We start from the raw sequence: 23,206 nt of genomic DNA, 5'->3' as shown, positions 1-23,206 counted from the left end.
AAAAGATACGCGGGGGCCATCATCACGATTCGAGGAGTCGTTATCCTCCGTAAGTGACCTTTTAGAAAGGACTTAGATCGCTCACAAAGCCTTCATGCTAGCTTCGCTCGCTCTACACACAAGGACACAACCTGTTGTGTGATAGCGACTTAGGGAATACCAGAAATTCCGTTGACGGGCTTAGGCGGATGAGTAAGATTCGTCGCTTCGGTAACCAAATGTTGTGTCCAAAAGGGCATCGGCCACAACATATGGTGTTGAGTCGTGCGAGATGATCCCTTTCAACGGGGTTCGGGTTCGGCAGGACCCACATATAGTGCAGTCGCTTGGCCGGGAAAGCCGAGAGCAAAGGCTGCGAGGTTGATGGACGTATGTTCATCGGCTATAGGAAAGGATGCCCCATCTCAGTCCATGCAGGAGCATAGCCATGGCCACAGCTGACGCTGCCGCCTTTACGTCTTCATCCCCCACCTCTCCTTCCGCCAGCAAGAAGACGTTTCACGGCCGATTGAAGGTCGACGCTACCTTCTGCCCGCCCGAGAGCGAGGTCGCCGACCCGTTCGACACGGTGAACTGGGAGATCCGCACCTCGCAGATCAAGGGCGAGGGGGGCGAGGTCCTCTTCGAGCAGACCAACTGCGAAGTCCCCACGTTCTGGAGCCAGCTGGCCACGAACGTCATCTGCAGCAAGTACTTCTACGGCGAAGTCGGCACGCCCGAGCGTGAGTACAGCGTGCGTCAGCTCGTGCACCGCGTGAGCCGCACGATCACCGACTGGGGCCTGGAAGACGGCTACTTCGCGTCGGCGGCCGACGGCGAGCGGTTCTACCGCGACCTGTCGTGGCTCTGCCTGCACCAGCACGGGGCGTTCAACTCGCCGGTGTGGTTCAACGTTGGCCTGTACCACCAGTACGGCGTGGTGGGCGACAAGTGCAACTGGCGCTGGGACCCGCAGGCGCAAGACGTCCGCCAGCCGGAGAACCCGTACGAGTACCCCCAGGGCTCGGCGTGCTTCATCCAGTCGGTGGGCGACAACATGGAGGACATCATGCGCCTGGCGACGAGCGAGGCGATGCTGTTCAAATTCGGCTCGGGCACCGGCTCGGACATGTCGACACTCCGCTCGAAGCGCGAGAAGCTCTCGGGCGGCGGCACTCCCAGCGGCCCGCTCTCGTTCATGCGGGTGTACGACCAGATCGCGGCGGTCGTGAAATCGGGCGGCAAGACCCGCCGGGCCGCCAAGATGCAGTCGATCAAGGTCTGGCACCCAGACGTGATGGACTTTATCGAGTGCAAGTGGCGTGAGGAGCAGAAGGCCCAAACGCTGATCGCCAGCGGCAAGTACGAGGCCAACTTCAACGGCGAGGCGTACAGCAGCGTGATGTTCCAGAACGCGAACCTCAGTGTTCGTGTGACGGACGACTTCATGACGGCCTACGAGAAGGACGCCGAGTGGAAGACCCGCTGGGTCACCGACAACACCGTGGAGGGCCCCACGTACAAGGCCCGCGAGGTGATGGACCGGATGGCCGACTGCGCTTGGCACTGCGGCGACCCGGGCGTGCAGTACGACACGACGATCAACCGCTGGCACACCTGCCCGGTGAGCGGCCGGATCAACGCGAGCAACCCGTGCAGCGAGTACATGTTCCTCGACGACACGGCGTGCAACCTGTCGAGCATCAACCTGATGAAGTTCCGCCGGCCGGCGGACGCGGCGGGCGACGAGCTGTTCGACCACGAGCGTTTCCAGGCCGCCTGCCGCGTCTTCTTCATCGCCCAGGAGATCCTGGTCGACCACGCCAGCTACCCCACCGCGGACATCGCTCGGAACAGCCACCTGTTCCGCCCGCTCGGCTTGGGCTACTCGAACCTCGGCAGCCTGCTGATGTCGAGCGGCCTGCCGTACGACTCGGAAGAGGGACGCGGCGTGTGCGGCGCCATCACGGCCCTGCTGCACGGGGCGGCGAACCTGACCAGCGCCGAGCTCTCGGAGGCCGTCGGCGCGTTCGACCGCTACGAGGAGAACCGCGAGCCGATGCTCCGCGTGATGCAGATGCACCGCGACGCGGCCGAGGAGATCGCGCCCGAGTGCCCGGAGGAGCTGCGCACCGCGGCCCGGGCCACCTGGGACCGGGTCATCGAGGCGGGCGCCGCCCACGGCTTCCGCAACGCCCAGGCGACGGTGCTCGCGCCCACCGGCACGATCAGCTTCATGATGGACTGCGACACCACGGGCATCGAGCCGGACATCGCGTTGGTCAAGTACAAGCAGCTGGCCGGCGGCGGCATGCTGAAGATCATCAACCAGACCGTGCCGGCCGCGCTGAAGAAACTCGGCTACGACCAGCCGGAGGTCGAGTCGATCCTCGCTTACATCGAGGAGGAAGACACGATCGAGGGCGCCGCCGACCTGAGGGCCGAGCACCTGCCGGTGTTCGACTGTGCGTTCACGCCGGCCGGCGGCACGCGCAGCATCCCGTGGCGGGCGCACATCACGATGATGGCCGCCGCGCAGCCGTTCTTGTCGGGCGCCATCAGCAAGACGGTCAACATGCCGCGCGACACGACCACCGACGAGATCGCCCAGGCGTACTACGACGGTTGGAAGCTGGGGCTCAAGGCGCTGGCGATTTACCGCGACGGCTCGAAGGACAGCCAGCCGCTCAACACCAAGAAGCAGGAAGGCAAGGGCAAGGAGGAAGAGACCACGCTCGCCAAGCCGCGCCGCGAGCGGCTGCCCGACACCCGCGACTCGAAGACGCACAAGTTCAGCATCTCGGGCCACGAGGGCTACATCACGGTCGGCCTGTACGACGACGGCCGGCCGGGTGAGCTGTTCATCACGATGGCCAAAGAGGGGAGCACGATCGGCGGCCTGATGGACGCCTTCGGCACCTCGGTGTCGATGAGCCTGCAGTACGGCGTGCCGCTCTCGGATTACGTCCGCAAGTTCAGCCACATGCGGTTCGAGCCGCAGGGGCACACCAAGAACCCGGACATCCGCATCGCCAAGAGCCTGATCGACTACATCTTCCGCTGGTTGGGCATCACGTTCCTGCCGGGCTACAAGGAGGCGTCGATGGGCCTGCCGGCGGGCGGCGACACCGGCAAATCGTCGGGCGACGGCTCCGCCGGCAAGGGGCTGACCGAGCTCGGCGAGACCAAGCCCGCCGCCAAGAAGGCCGGTGGGCAGAGCGCTGGGCAAGAAGCCACTGCCGCGAAGCCCTCCGTCTCGCAGCCCTCGGCCAAGACCAACGGCCATTCGTCGAAGGGGACCAACGGCCACACGGCCTCGGCCAAGCCCCAATCGTCCGCCTCGGCGGCGGTGATCGACGAACTCAGCACCAAGCTCCTCGAGCGTGCCGGGGCGGTCATGTCGGCCGAGCCGGCCGGACGCAACGAGCAGTTCGCCAACTTCCAGGTCGACGCCCCCAGTTGCGACAACTGCGGCTCGATCACGGTAAGAAACGGCAACTGCTACCTGTGCCACAACTGTGGGAACTCGATGGGGTGCAGTTAGCGAAAAGCTCTCAGCGATCAGCAGTCAGCCACTAAGAAGCTGATCGCTGACAGCTCCAATACGCTGCCGGTCGCATGAAGCTTAGGGCGTCGACGCCCGCCGGCAGTTTTTGACCAATCCAACCGGGCGTGGGGGGACTATCCTCCACGCCCGGTTTTTCGTGCGCCTGACAGGCGATTCGTCTGCGGGAGGGGGCGAGAGCCTTGGTTTCTGGCTATCTGGCGCGGCGCCGGGTCTCTGCGCCCTTAAAAGCCAGGGGCGCCCAGGGCTTAGGCGCCTGGGGTGGTGGGAAGCGGTGGGCCGCGTGTGGAGGCCCGTTTTTATGTTAAAAAACCGTGAAAAAGCTTGTCGTGCCGGTCGGAAGGGTTAGCATGCTAATCGTGCGCGGCCGCCTTGGCGGCGCACATGCACCTAGAATTTGCCCTCCTATTTTTCCCTCCTTGTATGTCGGCGTCCTGAAAGAGGGCGTCGGAAAGGTCTGAACTAATGAAGAACCTCTGGATTGGCCTCCTGTCGGCCGCCTGCCTCGTTGTCGCCGCTCCGGCTGGCGCCGAGACGATTGCCTACTGGGCTCAAAATGACAACGGCTTGCCGGGTGGCGGCTTTGGTTTCGAGACCACCGACTTCCCGATGGCCGCCGACGAAGGCGCTGGCGCTTGGACGCTGGCCGACTTCGACGCCTCGGAGACCGCCGGCGTTTACGATTACGTCCAGAGCTTTGCCGGCACCTCGGACAACGCCCTGGCCGGCTACGGCAGCGGCGGTTCGTTCTCGTTCCAAGGTGGCGCCGGCGACGGCAACGGCGGTTTCGCCAACAACGGCGCGAGCATCGTGTTCGAGATCGACACGACCCTCTACAGCGACATCCTGGTTTCGTGGGCCCAGCGCGGCACCGGCACCGGGTTCTCGAGCCGCGAGTTCGCCTACTCGCTCGATGGCCTCACATATGTTTCGATCGACACCGACACCGGTGGTCTGACCAGCAGCTGGGACACCGTGAACTACGACCTGTCGGCGATCGACGCGATCGAAGGCCTGCCGTCGGTCTACTTCTCGGTCACGTACGACGGCGCCACGTCGGACACCGGCAACAACCGCATCGACAACGTCCTGTTCGAGGGCACGCTCGTTCCCGAGCCGTCGTCGGTGGTGCTGACGCTGCTGGCCGGCGCCTTCGCCTCGATGGTTGGCGTTCGCAGCAAGCTCGGCTGAGCTTTGACGAAGTATTGATTGCAACAACGCCGTGTCGCCCCCCCGGGCGGCACGGCGTTTTTTTGTGCGCCTTGAGGCGCCGGAGGCTGCCGGGCTGGGGCCGGGCTGGGGCCGGGTGGGAGGCCGGGTTGGAGGCTAGGATGGCGTCGAGAACTGTGGGAGGCGTCTCCGACGCCGATTGCGGCACGCCAGCCGCTTAGTGCTAGCAGCACATTATCGGCGTCTCAGACGCCTCCCACAAAACGACGGACGCTGTCTCCCGTGTCGTAGGTCATGAGACGGCGTTGACCCGCCGGGCGGGGCTTTCTAATCTCCGCAGCGCCAGGGGCCGTCGCGGCCCCGCACCCTTCAAGCCAGGCGCACGACAGGAACCGCTCCCATGCCCGCCCCTCTGCTCGACATCAACCGCCAGAACGCCCCGCTCCGCGACGAGATCCTCGCCGCCATCACCGAGGTGGTCGACACCGGCGCGTTCCTCAAGGGCCCGGCCTGCGGACGGCTCGAGAAGGCTGTGGCCGAGTGCTGCGACGCCGAGCACGCCGTGGGCTGCGCGTCGGGCAGCGACGCGATCTTGGTGGCCCTGATGGCCCTGGGCGTCGGCCCGGGCGACGAGGTGATCCTGCCGAGTTTTACTTTCTTTGCCACGGCGGGCTGCGTGTCGCGATTGGGCGCGACGCCGGTCTTCGCCGATATCTTGCCCGACACGTTCAACATCGACCCGGCCGACGTCGAGCGGCGCATCACGCCCGCCACCAAGGCGATCATGCCGGTCCACCTGTTCGGCCAGTCGGCCGACATGACCGCGCTCGCCGCGATCGCCACGGAGCACGGCCTCGACCTGGTGGAGGACGCCGCCCAGGCGATCGGCGCCGCTTACCAAGGCCGGCCGGTCGGCGCGATCGGCCGGGTGGGCTGCATCAGCTTTTACCCGACCAAGAACCTCGGCGGCATGGGCGACGGCGGCATGATCACGACCGACGACGGCGAGCTGGCCGAGCGGATGCGGGTGCTCTGCGACCACGGCCAAGCGCCGCGCTACCACCACCACCTGGTGGGTCTCAACAGCCGGTTGGACACGATCCAGGCGGCCGCGTTGGGCGTGAAGCTCGAGCGGCTCGGCGATTACGCGTCGGCCCGCTCGCGGCACGCCGCCCGCTACGCCGAGGCGTTCGCCGGGCTCGGCGACACGATCACCACGCCGGTCGTGGCCGAGGGCTGCGACAGCGTTTGGAACCAGTACACCGTGCGGGTCCACGGCGGCCGTCGCGACGAGCTGCAGAAGGAGCTCGCCTCGAAGCAGATCGGCTCGGCCATCTACTACCCGATCCCGCTGCACCTGCAAGCCTGCTTCGCGGAGCTGGGCTACAAGCCGGGCGACCTGCCCGAATCGGAGCGGGCGGCCGAAGAGGTGCTCTCGCTGCCGGTCTTCCCGGAGCTGGCGGCCGAAGAGCAGGCGTCGGTCATCGACGCGGTGCAGGAGTTCGCCGCGACCAAGGACGCCGCCCGCGCCGCGTGAACCGGAGCGGCGCCAACCTGTGCGGCGTTATTGCTGGAGCTAGAGCGGTTTGCTCATAGGTGTAGACGCTCGGCTCGCGATCGGCGTCATGGCCTCGTCAGCCTGCATCGACAATGCACCGCATTGCCTGCTTCGGCTTCCTCGCACGCCGCCAATCGCTTCCCCGCTCGTCCACACCAATTCGAATACCGCTCTAAGGGGGCTTGCGCGTCGCCTCAGCTCTTGCCGCCGCGGATCTTCTTGACCTCGGTCTCGCGTTTCGGCATGCGGAACGTGCAGACCAGGCCGAGCACCACGCCGAGCAAGATCACCGCCCAGGAGATCGTGTAAGGGCGACCGCTCGTGGTCGCTTCTTGGGCGAGCGGCAGCACCAGCGTGGAGAGGGACGCCAGGGCGTGGGCGAAGATCGGGAGGGGCATGCTGGGCAACCGGCGCGTCGAGGGAGTGAATCGCCCGCCGAGGGCGTCTGACTCCAGCGTAATCGGCCCCGGGCCCGCCGCCAAGCGACCGCCACGCGTGGTCCGTAACCCGCAGGGTCAGGAGTGTGCGCCCATCGGGGCGGGCTCGGCGAAGAGCTCGTCAACCGGGCGGGCGATGCGGCGGAACTGCTTGACGCCGGTCGTGACGGTCCGCCAGCGGGCCGACAGCGGGCGGGCGGCCCGGCGGTAGTCGCTCAGCCGCACGCCGACGAAGGCGTACGCCTCGCCGCGCCAGTAGAAGATTTTCTCGGGCGCCACGGGGCTGCGGTCGGCCGTCAGGTGGAAGGCGAACACCAGCATGGCGGTGAACCCCGGCCCGAACCGCTCGGCCCAGTGCGCGAGCGAGTCGAGCTCGTCGCGTGTCGACCAGTTGCGCCAGTACTGCGGCGAGCTGAGCCCCGACGGGAACCGGCGCCCCTTCACGTCGACCAGCCAGCGCTCGCCACCCCCCATCGGGCTGTATTCATAGGCAGGGGGCGTCTCGGGCGAGACAATAAAATCGAGACTCTTGAGCGACCCCCCGCTGCGCAACGCGCGGCGTTTCTCATCGACCGCCACGTACGGGATCCGCTCCTCGCGGAGGTACTCCTCGAACGCCGCCTCGTAATGGTTGTGCCGCTTGGCCATGGCGGAAGGGATAAGGGGTCAGGGATCGGAGACACCCATGATAGCCCTGCTGCTGGAGCGGTGGCGTCGAGAAGAGGGCTCTGGGGTGACAGGAGATGACGCCCCCCAACTGACGCAGATTCTCACCACAGAGAGCAGAGTGGACACCGAGGACAAAAAATGAGACAGGATTAACGGGGTCGACTGGGTTAGAGCAGCGTCCACTGACTTCCGATCCAGGTGGTCCCGTTGACCCTGTCCAGCTTCCTTCTCTCTGTGTCCTCTGTGCTCTCTGTGGTGAAACTAACCGGCCCCCAAGACGCGGCCGACCTCGTCGGCGACCGCGCCGATCGCCACCGTTGTGCTCTCGCCCGTGGCGAGGTCCTTCACCTGGCACTCGCCCTTGTCCAGCTCGTCGGCGCCGGCGATCAGCGCCACGCGGTAGCCGCGCCGGTCGGCGTGTTGGAGTTGCTTGCCGAGCTTCTTGGGTTCGGGGTAGAGCTCGGCGCCGTAGCCCGCCGCGCGGACGCTCGCGGCGAGTTTTAGGTAGTCGGCGAGCCGGTCGGCTTCGAAGTAAGGGATGAAGACCGGCGCCGGGGTGCGCGTTTCGGGCAGGAGCTTGAGCTCTTCGAGCGCGGCGAGCAGCCGGTCGAGGCCGAGCGACGCGCCGATGCCGGGCAGCTCTTGCTTGGTGAACATCGCGGCGAGGTTGTCGTAGCGGCCGCCGCTCGCCACGCTGCCGATGCCCGGCAGGTCGTCGAGCGTCGTCTCGAGCACCAAGCCGGTGTAGTAGTCGAGGCCGCGGGCGATCGACGGGTCGAGCCGCACGCGGGCCGGTTCGACGCCGGCGGCCGCGAGCCCGGTCAGCACCTCACGCAGCCGCTCGACGCCCGCCGCGCCGGTTTCGCTGTCGCCCACCAGCGTGGCGAGCTCGGCGAGCAGCGTGTCGTTGTCGCCTTCCAGGGCGGCGAGGCGCACCACCGCGTCGGCCTGCTGCTCGTTGGCGCCGGCCGTCTCGGCGAGCTCGGCGCGAACCTTCTCCTCGCCCACCTTGGCGAGCTTGTCGAGCGCCCGCAGCACGGCGGCCGACTTCTTGGCCAAGCCGCAGCTCTCCAGCAGGCCGTTCAGCACGCCGCGGTGGTTCAGCCGAATGGTGAACGCGCCGAGGCCGAACTCGGCGCCGATCGCTGTGAGCAGGTCGTGCGTGACGAGCACGGTCTCGATGTCGGCCGCCACGGCCGTCGTGCCCACCGTGTCGAAGTCGCACTGCATGAACTCGCGGTAGCGGCCGACCTGGGGTTTCTCGCCGCGCCACACCGAGGCGATGTGGTAGCGCTTAAACGGCAGGCCGAGATGCTGGGCGTACTGCGCCGCGAAGCGGGCGAGCGGCACGGTGAGGTCGAAGCGCATGCCGACCGCGCGGCCCCCTTGGTCGACGAAGTGGAACAGCTGCTTGTCGGTCTCGTCCGAGCCCTTGCCGGTGAGCACCTCCAGGTACTCCAGAGCGGGCGTGTCGATCGGCGCGAAGCCGTACGACCGGTAGACCCGGCGGGCGACCTCGGCGAGCCTCTCGCGCGGGATCATCGTTTCGGGCAGGTAGTCGCGAAAGCCCTTGAGGGTGCGCGGCTGGATGCGTTCTTGCTTGGACACGAGTTGCTGCGGAACGGAGGATTAAAGAAAGAAGAAATGGGACGCGGATCAGCGCGGACCAAGCGGATCGACGGGGATACGAAGCAAGGTATCCGCGTTGATCCTTTCAATCCGCTTTGATCCGCGACCCATTCTTGAAACGAAGCAGGGCTAAGCCAGCACGGCGAGCGGCTCGGGCTTGCGGCTGCGGATACTCTCGCCCTTCTGGGGGTACATCGCCTCGGTGTACTCCCACACCTGCTCGTGCGTCTCGAGATAAAAATCGTAGGTCCAGTCCTCGTCGTACTCGCAGTTCTTCGTGGTGTAGTCGCGGCAGATCTGCGGGCGCGTGTCGTAGACGCCGCAGCGGTAGTCGTCTTGCAGCTTCTCGCACACGGTGTGGACCAGCAGGTACCAGTCCTCGTCTTCTTTGAAGAACGTGGCCCGGTGGTGGAGCACGACCCAGCGGATGTACTCCATGTCGTCGAACTCGGTCGGCGTTTCATACGGCACGGCGATGTAGTGGCAGCACTTCGCGGTGCAGTGCTCGCACAGGTTGCCCCCCTTGGGGAGGTCCTCGCGGCGGATCTTGTTCACGCCAAAAGCGGGCAGCGGTTTCAGGGTGTCGACAGCCATGCGGCGCCTCCTGCGGTGCGTCTTGCGGAATCGGCCCAATCTACCAAAAGTTGGGCCGGATCACAGGATCGGGGGGCGAACGCCTCTGACCGTTGGGCGGCGCTGGGCAAAGGCCAGGAACGCAGCCGTTGCGGCGAGCAGTGCGGCGGCCGGCTCGGGGACCGAGGCGCTCGGCGCGACCACCAGCGGAGAGCCCGCCTTGCGGCCGAAGTTCTCGACCCACAGGTCGTAATCGCTCGCGACGTAGTCCGTGTCGAGCCCGTCCCGCCAAACGGTAAAATCGGCGGCGTCGACTGCGCCGTCGCCGTTGAAGTCGCCCGGCAGGGCGCCGGCCACGAGCGACAGCACGCCCACCATTTGATCGTAGCGTGCATACTCTAAGTAATAGCCAGGAGCGATTGTCGCGAAGGCGCCGGAGAGGGCGCCGGTATGGAGCAAGATCTCCCAGCGGTCGCCGTCCGAAGGGAGGAACCCATCCAAGGCGACGACATCGAGCTCACCACCGAGCTGCACGTCGTCATTGACCACGAGCAGGTCGGCCAAGTTGGCGGCGGCAACCTCGATCTCCAGGGCGCCGCTCGCGAGAGTCAGGTTGCTGTTAACCACCGTACGGCCGATACCCGCCTCGGCCCCGTAGCCGGGAGCAAGAATGCCCCCTTCGTTGACGAGGTCGTAGTTGATCTGCCCGGCGTGCAGCTTGCCGCCGGTCATCGAGAACAATCCGTCATAGCCGAAACCGATGAAAGGAGTGAACAACTCTCCGCCACTGAGCACCAAGGAAGAATCGGTCACGCCATTATTGTCGCCAACGCCAATCCCCTCGGCCACCTTAAGCCAGCCATCGGAGACCACGAGCGAGCCGCTCGTGGCCCCTGAGGCGCCGATCTCGATCGTCCCGGCGTGCTGGCCGACCGCGTCGACCACCGCGGTCGTGTTACCGATCAGCACCTCGTCGTAGCGCGACGGCTGCCAAGGGATGTTCCAGTTCTGCGTGAGGGCGTAGCGGCTGTTGATCGACCCGTCGAACACGATCGGCTCGGACGCCGGCCAGGCCGCCACGTCGTTGAGGTACTCCTCCAGGTCGGTGTAGCCGTCGTTGTCGAAGTCGGCGTTGTTGTTCGCCACGTCGGTCGGCAGGCCGTGCTCCTCTTCCCAGTGGTTCGGCATGCCGTCGCCGTCGGTGTCCCAGCCGGCGCCGCGCGAGAACGGGGCGGCGTGGGTGACCGGGTCGGCCCTGAGGGCGAGCAGCTCGCGCCACTCGACCCCCTCGTTCGGGTCGTCGTCGAACGGGTCGTCGGCCCACGCCTCGATCTGGCCCGTGCCGGTGCGCACCTCCTCGACGAGCCGCGTGTCGACCGGCCCGCGGTCCCACCAGCGGGCGCCGACGTAGTCGAGCACCTGGTCGTAGGCGTCCGTGGCCGAATCGGTGTGGCCGCGGTAGGTCGCTTGGCCATAGGGGCTGCCTTGCAGGTTCGATTCGCGGAAGTCGCTGTTGGTCAGCGCGACCGTGTCCTCGGCGTCGCCGTCCTTGTTGGTGTCCTTGACGTTGCCTGCGTGGTAAACGCGGGTACCGCTGCTGTTGTTGCCGTCGAAGATGCCCGTGCCGCCGCCGCGGTTGGTGATCGCCGTGGAGGAGCCGCCGACCGGATCCTCGCCGCCGTCGCCGGCGAGGAAGAAGTTGCCGATAAAGTTGTTGAAGCTCGCCTGCCCGCCGGCGCCGCCGCCGGCCGTGCCGAGCCAGTTGTAGAACACGTTGTTGCGGAAGTCGTTGTAGGCGCCCGAGCCCTCCTCGCTGCCGACGCGCGGCAGGCGGCCCTTCTGGTGGGCGTAGAGGTTGTGGTGAACGCTCACGCGTGCGTTCGACCCCGCCTGCAAGAGCGAGCCGAGCGCGTGGCCGGTGTACTTCACGCCGCTCGCCTCGGCGTCGGCTTGCGGGTAGTTCTGGCCCTGCGAGATGTTCGAGTACTGGATCGTGAGCCGGTTAGCGGTCTCGTTGGCCGAGATCGTTTCGTCCGTGGCGTAGACCGTCGTGACGTGGTCGATCATCAGGTCCGTGCCGGAGATGTCGAGCGCGTCGTAGGTGTAAGAGTCGGGAAAGTCGCCCGGCGTGGGGAGCTCGGGCGGGTCTTCGTCCGGCTTCTCGAAGCTCCGCATGCCGTAGCCCGGCGCGATCGTCACGTTGCGGAGGATCATGTTGTTGCCGCCCACCTTGACCACGCCCCCCATGATGTTCACCGGTCCCGGCGCCGTTTGGCCGGCGATCGTGACGTTGCTCCCCAGGTTGAGACGCGACTGGGTGTCCCAGCCGTTGTCGTGGCCGCGTTCCTCGCCGTAGCGGCCGAGCCAGAACGTGCCGGCCACGTCGAACACGATCGTCCGCGCCTGGCCGCCGAAGTTGCTGTCGTTCATCCCGTAGCGCAGTGTGCCGGGGCGGTTGTCGCTGAAGTTCAGGTCGACCTCCGTGACGTGGTAGACCATGCCGCCGCGACCGCCGGTGACGGCGTTCGCCGCGCCGTCGGCGCCGGGGAAGGCGGGGAGTTGCCCCTCGGCGGTCGTGGCCGCAGCGATTGCGCAGCCCAGCCAAGCCAGACGACTCCAACGATTCCTGCTCAGCATTGCCGAGTTCTCCGCCTCGTGTTGCTCAGAGTTCTGTGTTCCGTAACGCATTTGCCGGCAACGCGCCCGAAAAAACCTTGGCGAGCGAGCCGACGAATCAGGACGCGCCGTGAAACGCCTTCAAGCCCCATTATCCTTGCCCAATGGGAAGAAGTCGCCCAAGAATCGCTTGTATTCGGACAACGCGAATGCGGTCCTTACTTCCGTGCCGTGATTCGGCTGGATATCTTAGCAGTTCGGACCGGTCGCTTGGGCGTCAGGCTTTTCAAGCCGCGGCAGCGCTGGCCGGCAACTTTTCTCTCTTCGGTCCCAGCGAATCGCCAAGTATGTCCGAGACTACCGACCCCGCCGACGTGTCGCCGGCCGACGCCCCCCCGACCTACGTCGCCCCGGCTGAAGGGAAGAGCGGCGGCCGCCTCGTGCCGGCGCAATACCTGTACGCGTTCGTGCTCGTGACGCTGCTGTTCCCGCTATGGGGATTTGCGAACGACGTCACGAACCCGATGGTCAAGGCGTTCCAGGAGATATTCCAGATCAAGGCCGGTCAGGCTTCATACATCCAGTTCGCCTTCTACGGCGGCTACTTCACGATGGCGATCCCCGCCGCCTTGGCAATCCGCAAGATCTCCTACAAGGGGGGCATTCTGATCGGGCTGGGGCTCTACGCCACAGGCGCGCTGCTGTTCATCCCGGCCAGCATCATGATGGAGTTCTGGCTGTTCTGCGCGTCGCTCTACATCTTGACGTTCGGCCTGGCTTTCCTCGAGACGAGCGCGAACCCGTACATCTTGTCGATGGGGCCTAAGGAGACCGCCACGCAGCGGCTCAACTTGGCGCAGGCTTTCAACCCGCTGGGGTCGCTCACCGGCATGTTCGTTACGAGCCTGCTCATATTGCCTGCTCTGCAGGTCTCGGATTTCCGAGAGCAGCAGGTTGAGGCTCACCCCGAGTACAAAAAGATGAAGCCCGCGGAGGTCGATGGCGAGATCACCGCAGCGCTCAAGCAGTTCTCGGTCGATGAGCCTGAAAGGTTTGGAGAGATGCAGTCGTACGACTTGCAACAGGTTCGGAAGCCCTACGTCGTAATCGCGATCGTAGTGATCTGCTTAGCGGCGGTCTTCGCCTTTTCGAAGATGCCCGACACGGGCCACAAGGAAGAGCCGATCCACCTCTCGCAAGTACTTGCCAATCTGACCACGCTCCGCTACCTCGGCGGGGTCATCGCCCAGACGTTTTACGTCGGCGCCCAGATCATGTGCTGGACTTACATCCTCCACTACGGCATGACGATGCTCGGCATGAGCGCCGGCGAGGCCCAGGGATGGAACATCCGCGCGATGATCACCTTCGTCTCCTGCCGCTTCATCGGCACGTTCCTCCTGAGGTTCATCAACTCCGGTCTGCTGCTCGGGGTGCTCGCCGTGGGGGGAGTGTTCGCCACCGCCGGCGTGATGTTCCTCGAGGGGATGGCGGGCATGTACTGCCTGGTCGGCGTTTCGGCCTGCATGTCGATCATGTTCCCCACGATCTACGGCATCGCGCTCGATGGCTTGAGCGCGGACGACGCCAAGCTCGGTTCCGCCGGGTTGATCGTGGCCATCGTCGGCGGCGCCTTCATGCCGCTCTGGAACGGCCGCCTGATCGACGGCCCGTCGCGCGTGCTGCTGGGCCAGTCGCTCGAGTCGGTGCAGTTCGCCTTTATCCTTTCGCTGGGCTGCTTTGTCGTGGTCGCGATCTACGGCTTCCTCGTGTTCGCGATGGAATCCCGACGCGGAGCAACCACCTAGAGCCATGCGTCAAACGCCCCTCGGACAGACCGGCCTCACACTGCCGGCGCTGGTGCACGGCACGAGCTGTCTGGGCAACCTCTACGAGTTGGTCGAGGACGAGACCAAGCTGGCGATCGTCCGGCAGTGGTTCGCCTGTGCCGACGAGGGGGCCGCGGTGGCGCTCGACACGGCCGGCAAGTACGGCGCAGGGCTCGCGATCGAAAAGATCGGCGAGTCTCTGCGGCGCCTCGAGATCGACCCCGAGCGGGTGGTGCTGAGCAACAAGCTCGGCTGGTTCCGCACGCCGCTCACCACGCCGGAGCCGACGTTCGAGCGCGGTGTGTGGGCCGGCATCGAGCACGACGCCGAGCAGCGGCTCGGCTACCAGGGCGTGCTCGACTGCTGGGAGCAGGGCAACAATTTACTGGGCGCGCCGTACCGGCCGCAGCTCGTGTCGATCCACGATCCCGACGAGCACCTCGCCGGGGCCGGCTCGAAGACGCAGCGCGACGACCGGCTGGGCGAAGTGCTCGAAGGCTACCGAGCGCTCGGCGAGCTCCGCGCCGCGGGTGAGGCGCGGGCCGTGGGCGTGGGCGCCAAGGATTGGCGCGTCGCCCGCGAGATCGCCGAGCGGGTCGACCTCGACTGGGTCATGCTCGCCAACAGCCTGACGATCCACCGCCACCCGTCGGAGCTGCTGGCGTTTGTCGACGAGCTCGTGGCGAAGGGCGTGACGATCATCAACTCGGCGGTGTTCAACGCCGGGTTCCTGGTCGGCGGGCGCTACTACGACTACCGCGTGCCGTCGAAGGAGGTCGAGGCCGACAAGCCGCTTTTCGCCTGGCGCGAGAAGTTCCTCACGCTCTGCCGCGAGCACGACGTAGAGCCTTCGGTCGCCTGCGTGCGGTTCGCTCTCTCGCCCCCCGGCGTGGCGGCCGTGGCGATGAACACCAGCCGCCCCGAGCGCGTCGGCGAGAACACCGCGGCGGTCGAGGCCGACGCCCCCGACTCGTTCTGGCGGGCGGCCAAGCAGGCCGGGGTCATCGACGCCGCCTATCCTTATCTTGCTCCCACTCCAGCCCCCAGCCCCCGCAAAATGCGATGCTGAAAACCGGGATCCTCAATCCGCACATCAACGAGCTGTTGAGTCGTTTCCGGCACACCAACACGATCGTCGTGTCCGACCGTGGCTTCCCGTTTTGGCCCGAGGTTCCGACGGTCGACATCTCGCTGGTCGACGGCGTGCCGACCGTGATGCAGGTGCTCGAGGCGCTGGCGCCCGCCGTGACGATTGGCAAGGCGTGGATGGCCGAAGAGTTCGCCGCCGTGAACGAGGCGGGCGTGATCGAGGGCTTCGCCAACGTCCTCGGCGACGTGAAGATCGAGCGCGAGCCGCACGACGAATTCAAACGCCGCGTGCCGCGGGCGATCGGCCTGATCCGCACCGCCGACACGACGCAGTACGCCAACATCATCCTCGAGTCGGCCTGACGCCGCTTGTCGAAAAAGAAACATCGATGATCGACGCCCACCACCACTTCTGGAGCTACGACTCCCAGGAGTACGACTGGATCACGCCCGAGATGCAGGTGCTGCGTCGCGACTTCCTGCCCGCCGACCTGCGGGTCGAGGCCGAGTCGGCCGGCGTTGATGGCGTGGTGAGCGTGCAGGCGCGGCAGACGGTCGACGAGACCCGCTGGCTGCTCGAACTGGCTGCCAACGAGCCGCTCGTCCGCGGCGTGGTGGGCTGGGCCCCGCTCGCCTCGGACAACGCGGCCGACGAGCTCGCCCCGTTCACGGACGACCCGAAGCTTGTGGGCGTTCGCCACGTGGTGCAAGGCGAGCCGCCCGGCTTTCTCGACGGCGACGCGTTCAACCGCGGCGTCGCGCTGCTCGACGGCTTGGGCCTGGCGTACGACTTGCTCGTCTTCGAGCGGCAACTCGACGAGGCGATCCGCTTCGCCGATCGCCACCCGACCACCCGATTGGTGCTCGACCATATCGCCAAGCCGCGCATCGCCGACGGCGAGATCGACGCGTGGGCCGGGCGGATCGGCAGGCTCGCCCAGCGTGAGAACGTTTGGTGCAAGGTCTCCGGCATGGTGACCGAGGCCGATTGGACAGCCTGGAGCCCCAAGAGTTTGCAGCCGTATTTTGATACGGTGCTTGAAGCGTTCGGCCCGCGGCGGTTGATGTTCGGCTCCGACTGGCCCGTCTGCCGCGTGGCCTGCGACTACGCCCGCTGGGCGGAGGTCGTCAGGGAGTGGGCGGCGCCGCTCTCGGTCGAAGAACGCGAATGGCTGTTCGACCGAGCGGCGTGCGAGGCGTACCGAATCATCCCCCGGTAGGGAACGCCCTCTGTGGCGTTCGTGAAGTGGGTGCGAGCTTTCCCCCCGGGGTTCGGAACGCCACAGAGGGCGTTCCCTACAGAATAGATATCGAGAGCGTTTTCCGCAGATCGAATGCGAGAGCGTTCCCAAACGATTGAATACGAGTGAGATCCATGAAGGCCTTCCAAATCACCACCCCCGGCGAGTCGATCGTTGTCGACGCCCCCCGGCCCGAGCCCGCCGCCGGCGAGGTGCTGCTGCGGGTCAAACGGGTTGGCTTTTGCGGCTCGGATCTCAGCACGTTCATGGGCAAGAACCCGCTAGTGAGTTACCCGCGCGTGCCCGGCCACGAGGTCGGTGGCGTGATCGAGGCTTTGGGGCCCGGCGGCGCCGGCGACTGGCGCGTCGGCCAGGAGGTGTTGGTCGTCCCCTACACCAGCTGCGGCGAGTGCTCGGCCTGCCGGGCGGGGCGCGTGAACTGCTGCCGCAACAACCAGACCATGGGCGTGCAGCGTGAGGGGGCGATGGCCGAGTGGGTCGTCGCGCCGACGGAGAAGCTGCTCGCCTCGGAGAAGCTCTCGCTGCGCGAGCTCGCGCTGGTCGAACCGCTCACCGTGGGGTTCCACGCCGCGTCGCGCGGCCGGGTGGCCGCGGGCGACACGGTCGTGGTGTTCGGCTGCGGGGCGATCGGCCTGGGGGCGATCGCCGGCGCGGCGTTCCGCGGCGGCGAGGTGATCGCCGTCGACATCGACGACGCCAAGCTTGACTTGGCGAAGGCGTGCGGCGCGCGGCACGCGGTCAACTCGATGAGCGAGTCGCTGCACGACCGGTTGCAAGAGATCACGGGCGGCCACGGCGTGGCCGTGGCGATCGAGGCGGTCGGCCTGCCGCAGACGTTCCGCGCGGCGGTTGACGAGGCGGCGTTCGCCGGCCGGGTGGTCTATATCGGCTACACCAAGCAGCCGGTCGAGTACGACACCAAACTGTTCGTGATGAAAGAACTCGACATCATGGGCTCGAGAAACGCCACACGCGAAGACTTCGCCGACGTGGTGCAGATGCTCGAATCGGGCGCCTTCCCGGTCGACCGTGTGATAACCCACACTTGCTCGCTCGACACGGCCAGCGAAACGCTCAAGGCCTGGAGCGAGTCGCCCTCGGACTTCGTCAAAATCCAACTCGAACTTTAGCGCGGAGCTGTTCGGCGGTGGCGAAGGGCATGCAGGAAGGTTGTGGGAGGCGTCTCCGACGCCGATAACGATTCGCCTTACCAAACCGGCCAGCAGCGCGTTGTCGGCGTTCGAGACGCTTCCCACAGTTGAATCCCGCACAGAGTGGGGGCGTCCTGGCTCGAAAGAGGGCCCGAAACCGGCCCGCTTTTGCCGCACGCCGCTTTGACGCGCGGGCCCGGGCGGGTGAAAATAAAAGGTTGTCCCCGATCGCCGCGTCCGAGCGTGTTGCAACGGGCTCCTCCGCTTGAACGTATCCCCCGAGCCGTGACGATGACCGAGCACCCGCCCGCCGCCACGCCCACGAACGCCGCCCCCGTGGCGGTGATCGGCCTCGGCCTGCTGGGCTCGGCCCTGTGCGAGCGGCTCATCGGCGCCGGCTTCCCCGTGCGGGTCTGGAACCGCAGCCGTGAGAAGGCGGCCCCGCTCGAAGCGCTCGGCGCCCGATGGAGCGACAACCCGCTCTCCGAGTGCGACCGGGCGGTGATCTGCCTCTACACCTCCGGCGTGGTCGGCGAGGTCCTCACCGAGATGGACGAGGGCGTGCGCTCGGGCCAGACCTACCTCGACTGCACGACCGGCAACCCCGACGAAACAACAGCCCTGGCCGAGCGGCTCGCCGACCGCGGCGTCGATTACATCGAGTGCCCGATTGCCGCCAGCAGCGACCAAACGCGCCGCGGCCAGGCCGTGGCGTTCGTCGGCGGCGCCGACGAGGCGGTCGCGCGCTGCGGCGACCTGCTCGCGGCGATCGCCCCCAAGTCGTTCCACTGCGGCCCGTCGGGCAGCGCGGCGAAAATGAAGCTCGTGAACAACCTGGTGCTGGGTCTCAACCGCGTGGCGCTGGCCGAGGGGCTGGTGTTCGCCAAGGCGTTGGGGCTCGACGGGCGCCGCACGCTCGACACGCTCAGCAAGGGCAACGCCCACTCGGGCGTGATGGACACGAAGGGCCTGAAGATGGTCGATGGCGACTTCGCGCTGCAGGCCAAGCTCACCCAGCACGCCAAGGACGTCGGCATTATCCTCGAGCAAGCGGCCGAGCAAGGCCTGCGACTGCCGTTCAGCCAACTGCACCTCGAGACGCTCCGCCACGGCGAGGCGATGGGCCTCGGCGAGGCCGACAACAGCGCAGTGATTAGCGCGATCGAAGACGCCGCGCGTGCGGCGGCGACCGCTTAAAGTAAGTGACCACGGATTTCACGGATGGGTGCGGATGACGTTGGCCACGAAAAGGCGCGAAGAAGCACAAAAGTTAGAAGGGCAAGCATGCGATAGGGACTAATTGTGGGAGGCGTCTCCGACGCCGATAACGGCATGCCAGCTTAAGGGGGCTGGCGACGCGTAATCGGCGTCGGAGACGCCTCCCGCAGGACGCTTGTTTTCCTTTTGTGTGTTTTCGCGCCTTTTTGTGGCGATCTCAATCCGTGGCATCCGTGAAATCCGTGGTCCCAACACTTCCGAGCAGCACCCCAATTCCCCGGTAACTTGAGATGGCAAACCAAAACAGCTCGACCACGCGACGCAACTTCTTAGCGACGACCGGTGCGGCGGCCGCCGCGTTGGCGACGCCCCGTTGGGCGCTGGGGGCAGCCGCCACGAGCCCCAACGAATCGGTCCGCTTCGGGCTGATCGGCTGCGGCGTCCGCTCGCGGGCGTTCATCGGCCGCGCTTCGGCCGTGTGCGATCCCGACGCGGAGCGGCTCGGCTGGGGCGTCGAGACCTCGGGCTGCGGCGCGTCGAAGGGCGTCGCCGACCTGCGCCGTTTGCTCGACGACCCCGACCTCGACGCGATCGTCGTCGCCGCGCCCGACCATTGGCACGCCCCGGCCGCGCTGTTGGCGATGGACGCCGGCAAGCACGTGTACGTCGAGAAGCCCTCGAGCCACAACTTCCGCGAGAGCCAACTGCTGGTCGAGGGCGCCGAGCGGACCGGGCTGGTGGTGCAGCACGGCACGCAGCAACGTTCCCGGCCCTTCACACGCGACGCCGTGCAGGCGATCCGCGAGGGCGTGGTCGGCGACGTGCTCGTGGCCAAGGCGTGGAACATCCAGCACCGCGGCTCGATCGGCCACGCGTCGCCCACCGCCGTCCCCGAGGGGGTCGACTACGACCAGTGGGTCGGCCCGGCCGAGTGGATGCCTTTCCAGAAGAACCGCTTCCACAAGGACTGGCACTGGTGGCGCAACTTCGGCACGGGCGACATCGGCAACGACGGCGCCCACGAGCTCGACTACGCCCGCTGGGGCCTGGGTGTCGACACGCTGCCCCACAAGGTCTCGGCGATCGGCGGCAAGTACTTCTACGACGACGACCAGCAGCACCCCGACACGGCGACCTGCGTGTTCGAGTTCGCCCCGCAGGAGGAGGGCGGGCGGCCGCGTCAGCTGATCTTCGAGATGCGGCTCTGGTCGACCAACTACCCCTGGAACTGCGATTCGGGCGCCGAGTTCTACGGCGACGGCGGCGAGGTGTTCCTCAGCAAACGCGGCAAGCATCGCGTGCGCGACGAGAAGGGCCAAACGGTTTCCGAGAACCGCGCCGAGCGGAGCAAGAACTTCGAGCACCTCGAGAACTTCTTCGGCGCCATCCGCAACGGCGACAAGCTCAACGCCCCGATGACCACCGCGCACCACACGGTCGCCCTGATCCACTTGGCCAACCTGTCGCTGCGGGTCGGCCGGTCGCTCACGATCGACCCGAAGACCGAGCAAATCGTGGGCGATCCCGAGGCCGCCGATCTGCTGAAACGGACCTACCGCGAAGGCGGTCACTGGGCAGTGCCCAAGGGAGTATGATCGTCGTGATGAATCGTTTCGCAACTCTCATTCTGTCAATGCTCCTTGGGCTGGTCTCCTTGCCCGCCGATGGCCAGGTGACGTTCGACACGTCGACGCCGGGCCGGGTGGCGATCCTCGTCGACGGCGCGCCGACGGCCGAGTACGTGTACCAGGACCCGGTCACGACGCGGCCTTACTTCTCGAACCTCAAGGCGCCGGTCGTTGGCGCCAAGGGGGGCGTGCAGGTCACGCGCAACCACCCGCCCGTCGAAGGCTTCGACCGCATGGACCACCCGGAGTACCACCCGGGGCTGTGGATGGCGTTCGGCGTGCTCAGCGGCGCCGACGGCTGGCGGCTCAAGGCGCCGGTCGAGCAGCTGCGGTTCATCGAGCAGCCCAACACGACCGACGCCGGCGGCGCTTTCGCCGTGGAACTCGCCCACCACGACGCCGACCCCGCGACCGACGAGCCGATCTGCACCGAGCGGTTCCGCTTCGAGGTCACGCCGACCGAGGCGGGCGTGCTGCTCGGGTGGGACTCGACCTTCACCTCCGACCGCGAGTTCTACTTCGGCGACCAAGAGGAGATGGGCCTCGGCGTGCGATTGGCCACGCCGCTGCGCGTCGAGACTGGTGGCGACAACATGGCGCCGGGCGGGGGCGAGATGCTCGACTCCGAGGGCCGTGTGAACGCCGCGGGCATCTGGGGCAAGGCGGCCAACTGGATCGACTGCCGCGGCGAGCTTGACGGTGTGCCGGCCGGCGTCGCGATCTTCTGCCACCCGAAGAACTTCCGCGAGACTCGCTACCACGCCCGCGATTACGGCTACGTTTGCGCCAACCCGTTCTCGCTCGACGCCTTCAATGTCGGCGAGCCGGACAAGACCCGCGTCGAGCCCGGCGCCAGCCTGCGGCTGCGTTACGGCGTGCTGCTGCACGCGGGTGCGGAGCTTTCCTCCGAAACGCTCAACGACGCCTACGAGGCGTACGTCGAGACGGCGGGGCCGTAGATAAACCCTCCCCCTTAAAGTCGGAGGGGGAACTCGTGCCGGCCGTGGCGTAGCGGACTCGTCGGCAGCTCAATCACACTCTCATCGAAAATAAATCGCGCGATGCAAGGCTTCTCGCCGATCGACTGGGCCGTGCTGCCCGTTTACCTCATCGGCATCACGCTGCTGGGCGCCTGGACCGCGCGCAAGGTGAAGACGTCGGGCGACTTCTTCATGCCGCGCCGCTTCGGCAAGACGATGATGGTCACGTTCGCCTTTGGCACGGGCACCTCGAGCGACCAGGCGGTCACGGTCGCGTCGAGCACGCTGACCAACGGCCTGTCGGCCATCTGGTGGCAATGGGTCTGGCTGCCCGCCACGCCGTTCTACTGGCTGATCGCCCCGATCTTGCGGCGCCTGCGGGCCGTGACGACGGCCGACGTGTACGAGTTGCGGTTCGATCGCAGCGTGGCGGTGCTGTTCGCGCTGATCGGCGTGTCGAACATGGCGGTCAAAATCGGGCTGCTGCTGGTGGGCGCCGGCGCGATGGTCGACGCCTGCACCGCCGGGGCGATCGACTCGAACTGGGCCATCGCCGCCGTGACGGTGCTGTTCCTCGTCTACGGCGCCGCCGGCGGCTTGGGCGCCGCGGTCGTCACGGACTTTGTCCAAGGGCTGATGACGGTCGCCTTCTCGTTCGCGTTGCTGCCGTTCGTGCTGCAGGCCACCGGGGGGCTCGAAGCGGTCCGCGCCACCGTCGGCGAGCACAACCCGGCGATGCTGTCGCTCGTGGCGCCGGGCGTGATCGACACGTTTTTTGTCGTGTTGTACTCGATCCAGGCGCTGGTCGGCATCGTCGCCCAGCCGTTCATCATGGGCGTCTGCGGCGCCGGCAAGACCGAGATGGACGGCCGCTTCGGCTTCATGGTCGGCAACCTCGTCAAGCGGATCTGCACGATGGCCTGGAGCATCACCGCGCTGGCCGCGGTGGCGTGGTACCTGCAGAGCGGGGTCGACCTCAGCACGGTCGAGCCCGACCACCTGTACGGCGAGGTCGCCCGCGCGTTCCTGCCACAGATCATGCCGGGGTTGTTGGGGATCTTCCTCGCCTGTTTGCTCGCTTCGATCATGAGCTCTTGCGACGCGATCATGATCAGCGGCGCCGCGCTCTTCACCGAGAACCTCTACCGCCCACTGCGTTCCGGCCGTCCCGACGGGCATTACATCAACGTCGGCCGCTTGTCGGCCGTGGCGATCGTGGCCGCCGGCGTGGCGTTCGCCTACTGGGTCGGCAGCGTGGTCGACGCGCTCGACATCTGGTTCCGCATCGCCCCGCTGATGGGCGTGGCGTTCTGGATCGGCCTGTTCTGGCGCCGAACGACCGCCGCGGGCGCCTGGGCCTGCACGCTCGGCGCGTTGGCCGCCTGGTGGGCCACGACTCAGCCGGCCGTCGCCGCTTGGCTGGCTGAGTTCGAGTCGCTCCGCACGCTCGGCGCCGTCACGGTCTCGGCCGACGGCGTGGCGAACGTCGGCCGCGCTTGGGAGATCCTCGCCACGCTCTCGACCGGCGCCATCGCCTGCGTGGCGGTGAGCCTCGTCACGGCTCCGCCTCCCGAGGAGCGGCTCAAGCGTTTCTACGACCTCACCCGCACGCCGATCGGCGAGAACGAGGTGCTCACCGAGCCGTGCCGATTGCCCGAGGGCGTCGAGCCGGCCGAGCGCCGCATGCTGTTAACCGCCGGCGGGTTCGAGGTGCCGATGCCCTCGACCACGTCGCTCGTTGGGTTCCTGGCCGGTTGGGTCATGGTCGCCTTGCTCGTTGGGGCGTTCGTCTGGATCATCCGTTGAGAGTAGAATCGTCTGATCTCTGACTGCTCTGACGGCCCCGCTTATCT

17 protein-coding genes are annotated in these 23,206 nt (G+C 66.7%); 12 read left to right on the top strand and 5 right to left on the bottom strand.

The window, feature by feature from the left end:
• The first annotated feature begins 427 nt into the window (after positions 1-427).
• The 3 genes from Mal64_RS07355 to Mal64_RS07345 all read left to right on the top strand — a co-directional run bounded on the left by Mal64_RS07355 (position 428) and on the right by Mal64_RS07345 (position 6,251).
• Positions 428-3,523 (top strand): vitamin B12-dependent ribonucleotide reductase, encoded by a 3,096-nt coding sequence (locus tag Mal64_RS07355; protein WP_231993603.1) that lies wholly within the window; start codon positions 428-430, stop codon positions 3,521-3,523.
• A 486-nt stretch (positions 3,524-4,009) separates the two neighbouring features.
• Complete coding sequence (locus Mal64_RS07350) at positions 4,010-4,735, top strand: PEP-CTERM sorting domain-containing protein (protein ID WP_146398519.1); 726 nt, start codon at positions 4,010-4,012, stop codon at positions 4,733-4,735.
• Positions 4,736-5,114: 379 nt separating this feature from the next.
• Positions 5,115-6,251 carry a DegT/DnrJ/EryC1/StrS family aminotransferase gene (locus tag Mal64_RS07345; protein ID WP_146398517.1) on the top strand — a complete coding sequence of 379 codons (1,137 nt, stop codon included), beginning with the start codon at positions 5,115-5,117 and terminating at the stop codon, positions 6,249-6,251.
• Positions 6,252-6,466: 215 nt separating this feature from the next.
• Here Mal64_RS07345 and Mal64_RS07340 read toward each other — a convergent pair whose 3' ends face one another.
• From Mal64_RS07340 to Mal64_RS07320, 5 genes are all read right to left on the bottom strand, one after another.
• Positions 6,467-6,670 (bottom strand): hypothetical protein, encoded by a 204-nt coding sequence (locus Mal64_RS07340; RefSeq protein ID WP_146398515.1) that lies wholly within the window; start codon positions 6,668-6,670, stop codon positions 6,467-6,469.
• 117 nt (positions 6,671-6,787) lie between these two features.
• Positions 6,788-7,357, bottom strand: coding sequence for an HYExAFE family protein (locus Mal64_RS07335; protein WP_146398513.1), 570 nt, complete (start codon positions 7,355-7,357; stop codon positions 6,788-6,790).
• Positions 7,358-7,639: 282 nt separating this feature from the next.
• Positions 7,640-8,986: a histidine--tRNA ligase gene (gene hisS, locus Mal64_RS07330; protein ID WP_261342180.1), complete on the bottom strand. Its 1,347-nt coding sequence runs from the start codon at positions 8,984-8,986 to the stop codon at positions 7,640-7,642.
• A 150-nt stretch (positions 8,987-9,136) separates the two neighbouring features.
• On the bottom strand, positions 9,137-9,601 hold the full coding sequence (locus tag Mal64_RS07325) for a YkgJ family cysteine cluster protein (RefSeq protein WP_146398511.1): 465 nt from the start codon (positions 9,599-9,601) through the stop codon (positions 9,137-9,139).
• A gap of 60 nt (positions 9,602-9,661) precedes the next feature.
• Entirely contained in the window at positions 9,662-12,217 is a 2,556-nt protein-coding gene (locus Mal64_RS07320) for a hypothetical protein (protein ID WP_146398509.1), read from the bottom strand.
• A gap of 326 nt (positions 12,218-12,543) precedes the next feature.
• Here Mal64_RS07320 and fucP point away from each other — a divergent pair, with 326 nt between their 5' ends.
• The 9 genes from fucP to Mal64_RS07275 all read left to right on the top strand — a co-directional run bounded on the left by fucP (position 12,544) and on the right by Mal64_RS07275 (position 23,159).
• Entirely contained in the window at positions 12,544-14,004 is a 1,461-nt protein-coding gene (gene fucP / locus Mal64_RS07315) for an L-fucose:H+ symporter permease (RefSeq protein ID WP_146398507.1), read from the top strand.
• 4 nt (positions 14,005-14,008) lie between these two features.
• Positions 14,009-15,094, top strand: coding sequence for an aldo/keto reductase (locus Mal64_RS07310; protein ID WP_146398505.1), 1,086 nt, complete (start codon positions 14,009-14,011; stop codon positions 15,092-15,094).
• Positions 15,088-15,477, top strand: a complete 390-nt coding sequence (locus Mal64_RS07305; protein ID WP_146398503.1) for an RbsD/FucU domain-containing protein — start codon at positions 15,088-15,090, stop codon at positions 15,475-15,477. The genes Mal64_RS07310 and Mal64_RS07305 overlap by 7 nt, the downstream gene beginning before the upstream one ends.
• A 26-nt stretch (positions 15,478-15,503) precedes the next feature.
• The gene (locus tag Mal64_RS07300; protein WP_146398501.1) at positions 15,504-16,334 is read left to right on the top strand and encodes an amidohydrolase family protein; all 831 of its coding nucleotides are present in this window, start codon (positions 15,504-15,506) and stop codon (positions 16,332-16,334) included.
• Between the two features lie 155 nt (positions 16,335-16,489).
• Positions 16,490-17,506 carry a zinc-binding alcohol dehydrogenase family protein gene (locus Mal64_RS07295; protein WP_146398499.1) on the top strand — a complete coding sequence of 339 codons (1,017 nt, stop codon included), beginning with the start codon at positions 16,490-16,492 and terminating at the stop codon, positions 17,504-17,506.
• A 312-nt stretch (positions 17,507-17,818) separates the two neighbouring features.
• Positions 17,819-18,724 (top strand): NAD(P)-dependent oxidoreductase, encoded by a 906-nt coding sequence (locus tag Mal64_RS07290; RefSeq protein WP_146398497.1) that lies wholly within the window; start codon positions 17,819-17,821, stop codon positions 18,722-18,724.
• Positions 18,725-19,035: 311 nt separating this feature from the next.
• Entirely contained in the window at positions 19,036-20,340 is a 1,305-nt protein-coding gene (locus Mal64_RS07285; protein ID WP_146398494.1) for a Gfo/Idh/MocA family protein, read from the top strand.
• Between the two features lie 8 nt (positions 20,341-20,348).
• Entirely contained in the window at positions 20,349-21,332 is a 984-nt protein-coding gene (locus tag Mal64_RS07280) for a DUF6807 family protein (RefSeq protein ID WP_197525539.1), read from the top strand.
• Between the two features lie 102 nt (positions 21,333-21,434).
• Positions 21,435-23,159, top strand: coding sequence for a sodium:solute symporter family protein (locus Mal64_RS07275; RefSeq protein WP_146398490.1), 1,725 nt, complete (start codon positions 21,435-21,437; stop codon positions 23,157-23,159).
• Positions 23,160-23,206: the final 47 nt, after the last annotated feature.

The organism is Pseudobythopirellula maris (assembly GCF_007859945.1).
In the GTDB taxonomy this organism is placed as follows: domain Bacteria; phylum Planctomycetota; class Planctomycetia; order Pirellulales; family Lacipirellulaceae; genus Pseudobythopirellula; species Pseudobythopirellula maris.
Note: the sequence above shows the minus strand (reverse complement) of the source record. Positions and strands in the feature narration are given on the sequence as shown.

Coding starts and splice junctions, on each gene's coding strand:
- Mal64_RS07295 (WP_146398499.1), top strand. CDS start 16,490: ATGAAGGCCTTCCAAATCACCACCCCCGGCGAGTCGATCGTTGTCGAC.
- Mal64_RS07280 (WP_197525539.1), top strand. CDS start 20,349: ATGAATCGTTTCGCAACTCTCATTCTGTCAATGCTCCTTGGGCTGGTC.
- Mal64_RS07325 (WP_146398511.1), bottom strand. CDS start 9,601: ATGGCTGTCGACACCCTGAAACCGCTGCCCGCTTTTGGCGTGAACAAG.
- Mal64_RS07355 (WP_231993603.1), top strand. CDS start 428: ATGGCCACAGCTGACGCTGCCGCCTTTACGTCTTCATCCCCCACCTCT.
- Mal64_RS07310 (WP_146398505.1), top strand. CDS start 14,009: ATGCGTCAAACGCCCCTCGGACAGACCGGCCTCACACTGCCGGCGCTG.
- Mal64_RS07345 (WP_146398517.1), top strand. CDS start 5,115: ATGCCCGCCCCTCTGCTCGACATCAACCGCCAGAACGCCCCGCTCCGC.
- Mal64_RS07340 (WP_146398515.1), bottom strand. CDS start 6,670: ATGCCCCTCCCGATCTTCGCCCACGCCCTGGCGTCCCTCTCCACGCTG.
- Mal64_RS07285 (WP_146398494.1), top strand. CDS start 19,036: ATGGCAAACCAAAACAGCTCGACCACGCGACGCAACTTCTTAGCGACG.
- Mal64_RS07350 (WP_146398519.1), top strand. CDS start 4,010: ATGAAGAACCTCTGGATTGGCCTCCTGTCGGCCGCCTGCCTCGTTGTC.
- Mal64_RS07275 (WP_146398490.1), top strand. CDS start 21,435: ATGCAAGGCTTCTCGCCGATCGACTGGGCCGTGCTGCCCGTTTACCTC.
- Mal64_RS07305 (WP_146398503.1), top strand. CDS start 15,088: ATGCTGAAAACCGGGATCCTCAATCCGCACATCAACGAGCTGTTGAGT.
- fucP (WP_146398507.1), top strand. CDS start 12,544: ATGTCCGAGACTACCGACCCCGCCGACGTGTCGCCGGCCGACGCCCCC.
- Mal64_RS07290 (WP_146398497.1), top strand. CDS start 17,819: ATGACCGAGCACCCGCCCGCCGCCACGCCCACGAACGCCGCCCCCGTG.
- Mal64_RS07300 (WP_146398501.1), top strand. CDS start 15,504: ATGATCGACGCCCACCACCACTTCTGGAGCTACGACTCCCAGGAGTAC.
- Mal64_RS07320 (WP_146398509.1), bottom strand. CDS start 12,217: ATGCTGAGCAGGAATCGTTGGAGTCGTCTGGCTTGGCTGGGCTGCGCA.
- Mal64_RS07335 (WP_146398513.1), bottom strand. CDS start 7,357: ATGGCCAAGCGGCACAACCATTACGAGGCGGCGTTCGAGGAGTACCTC.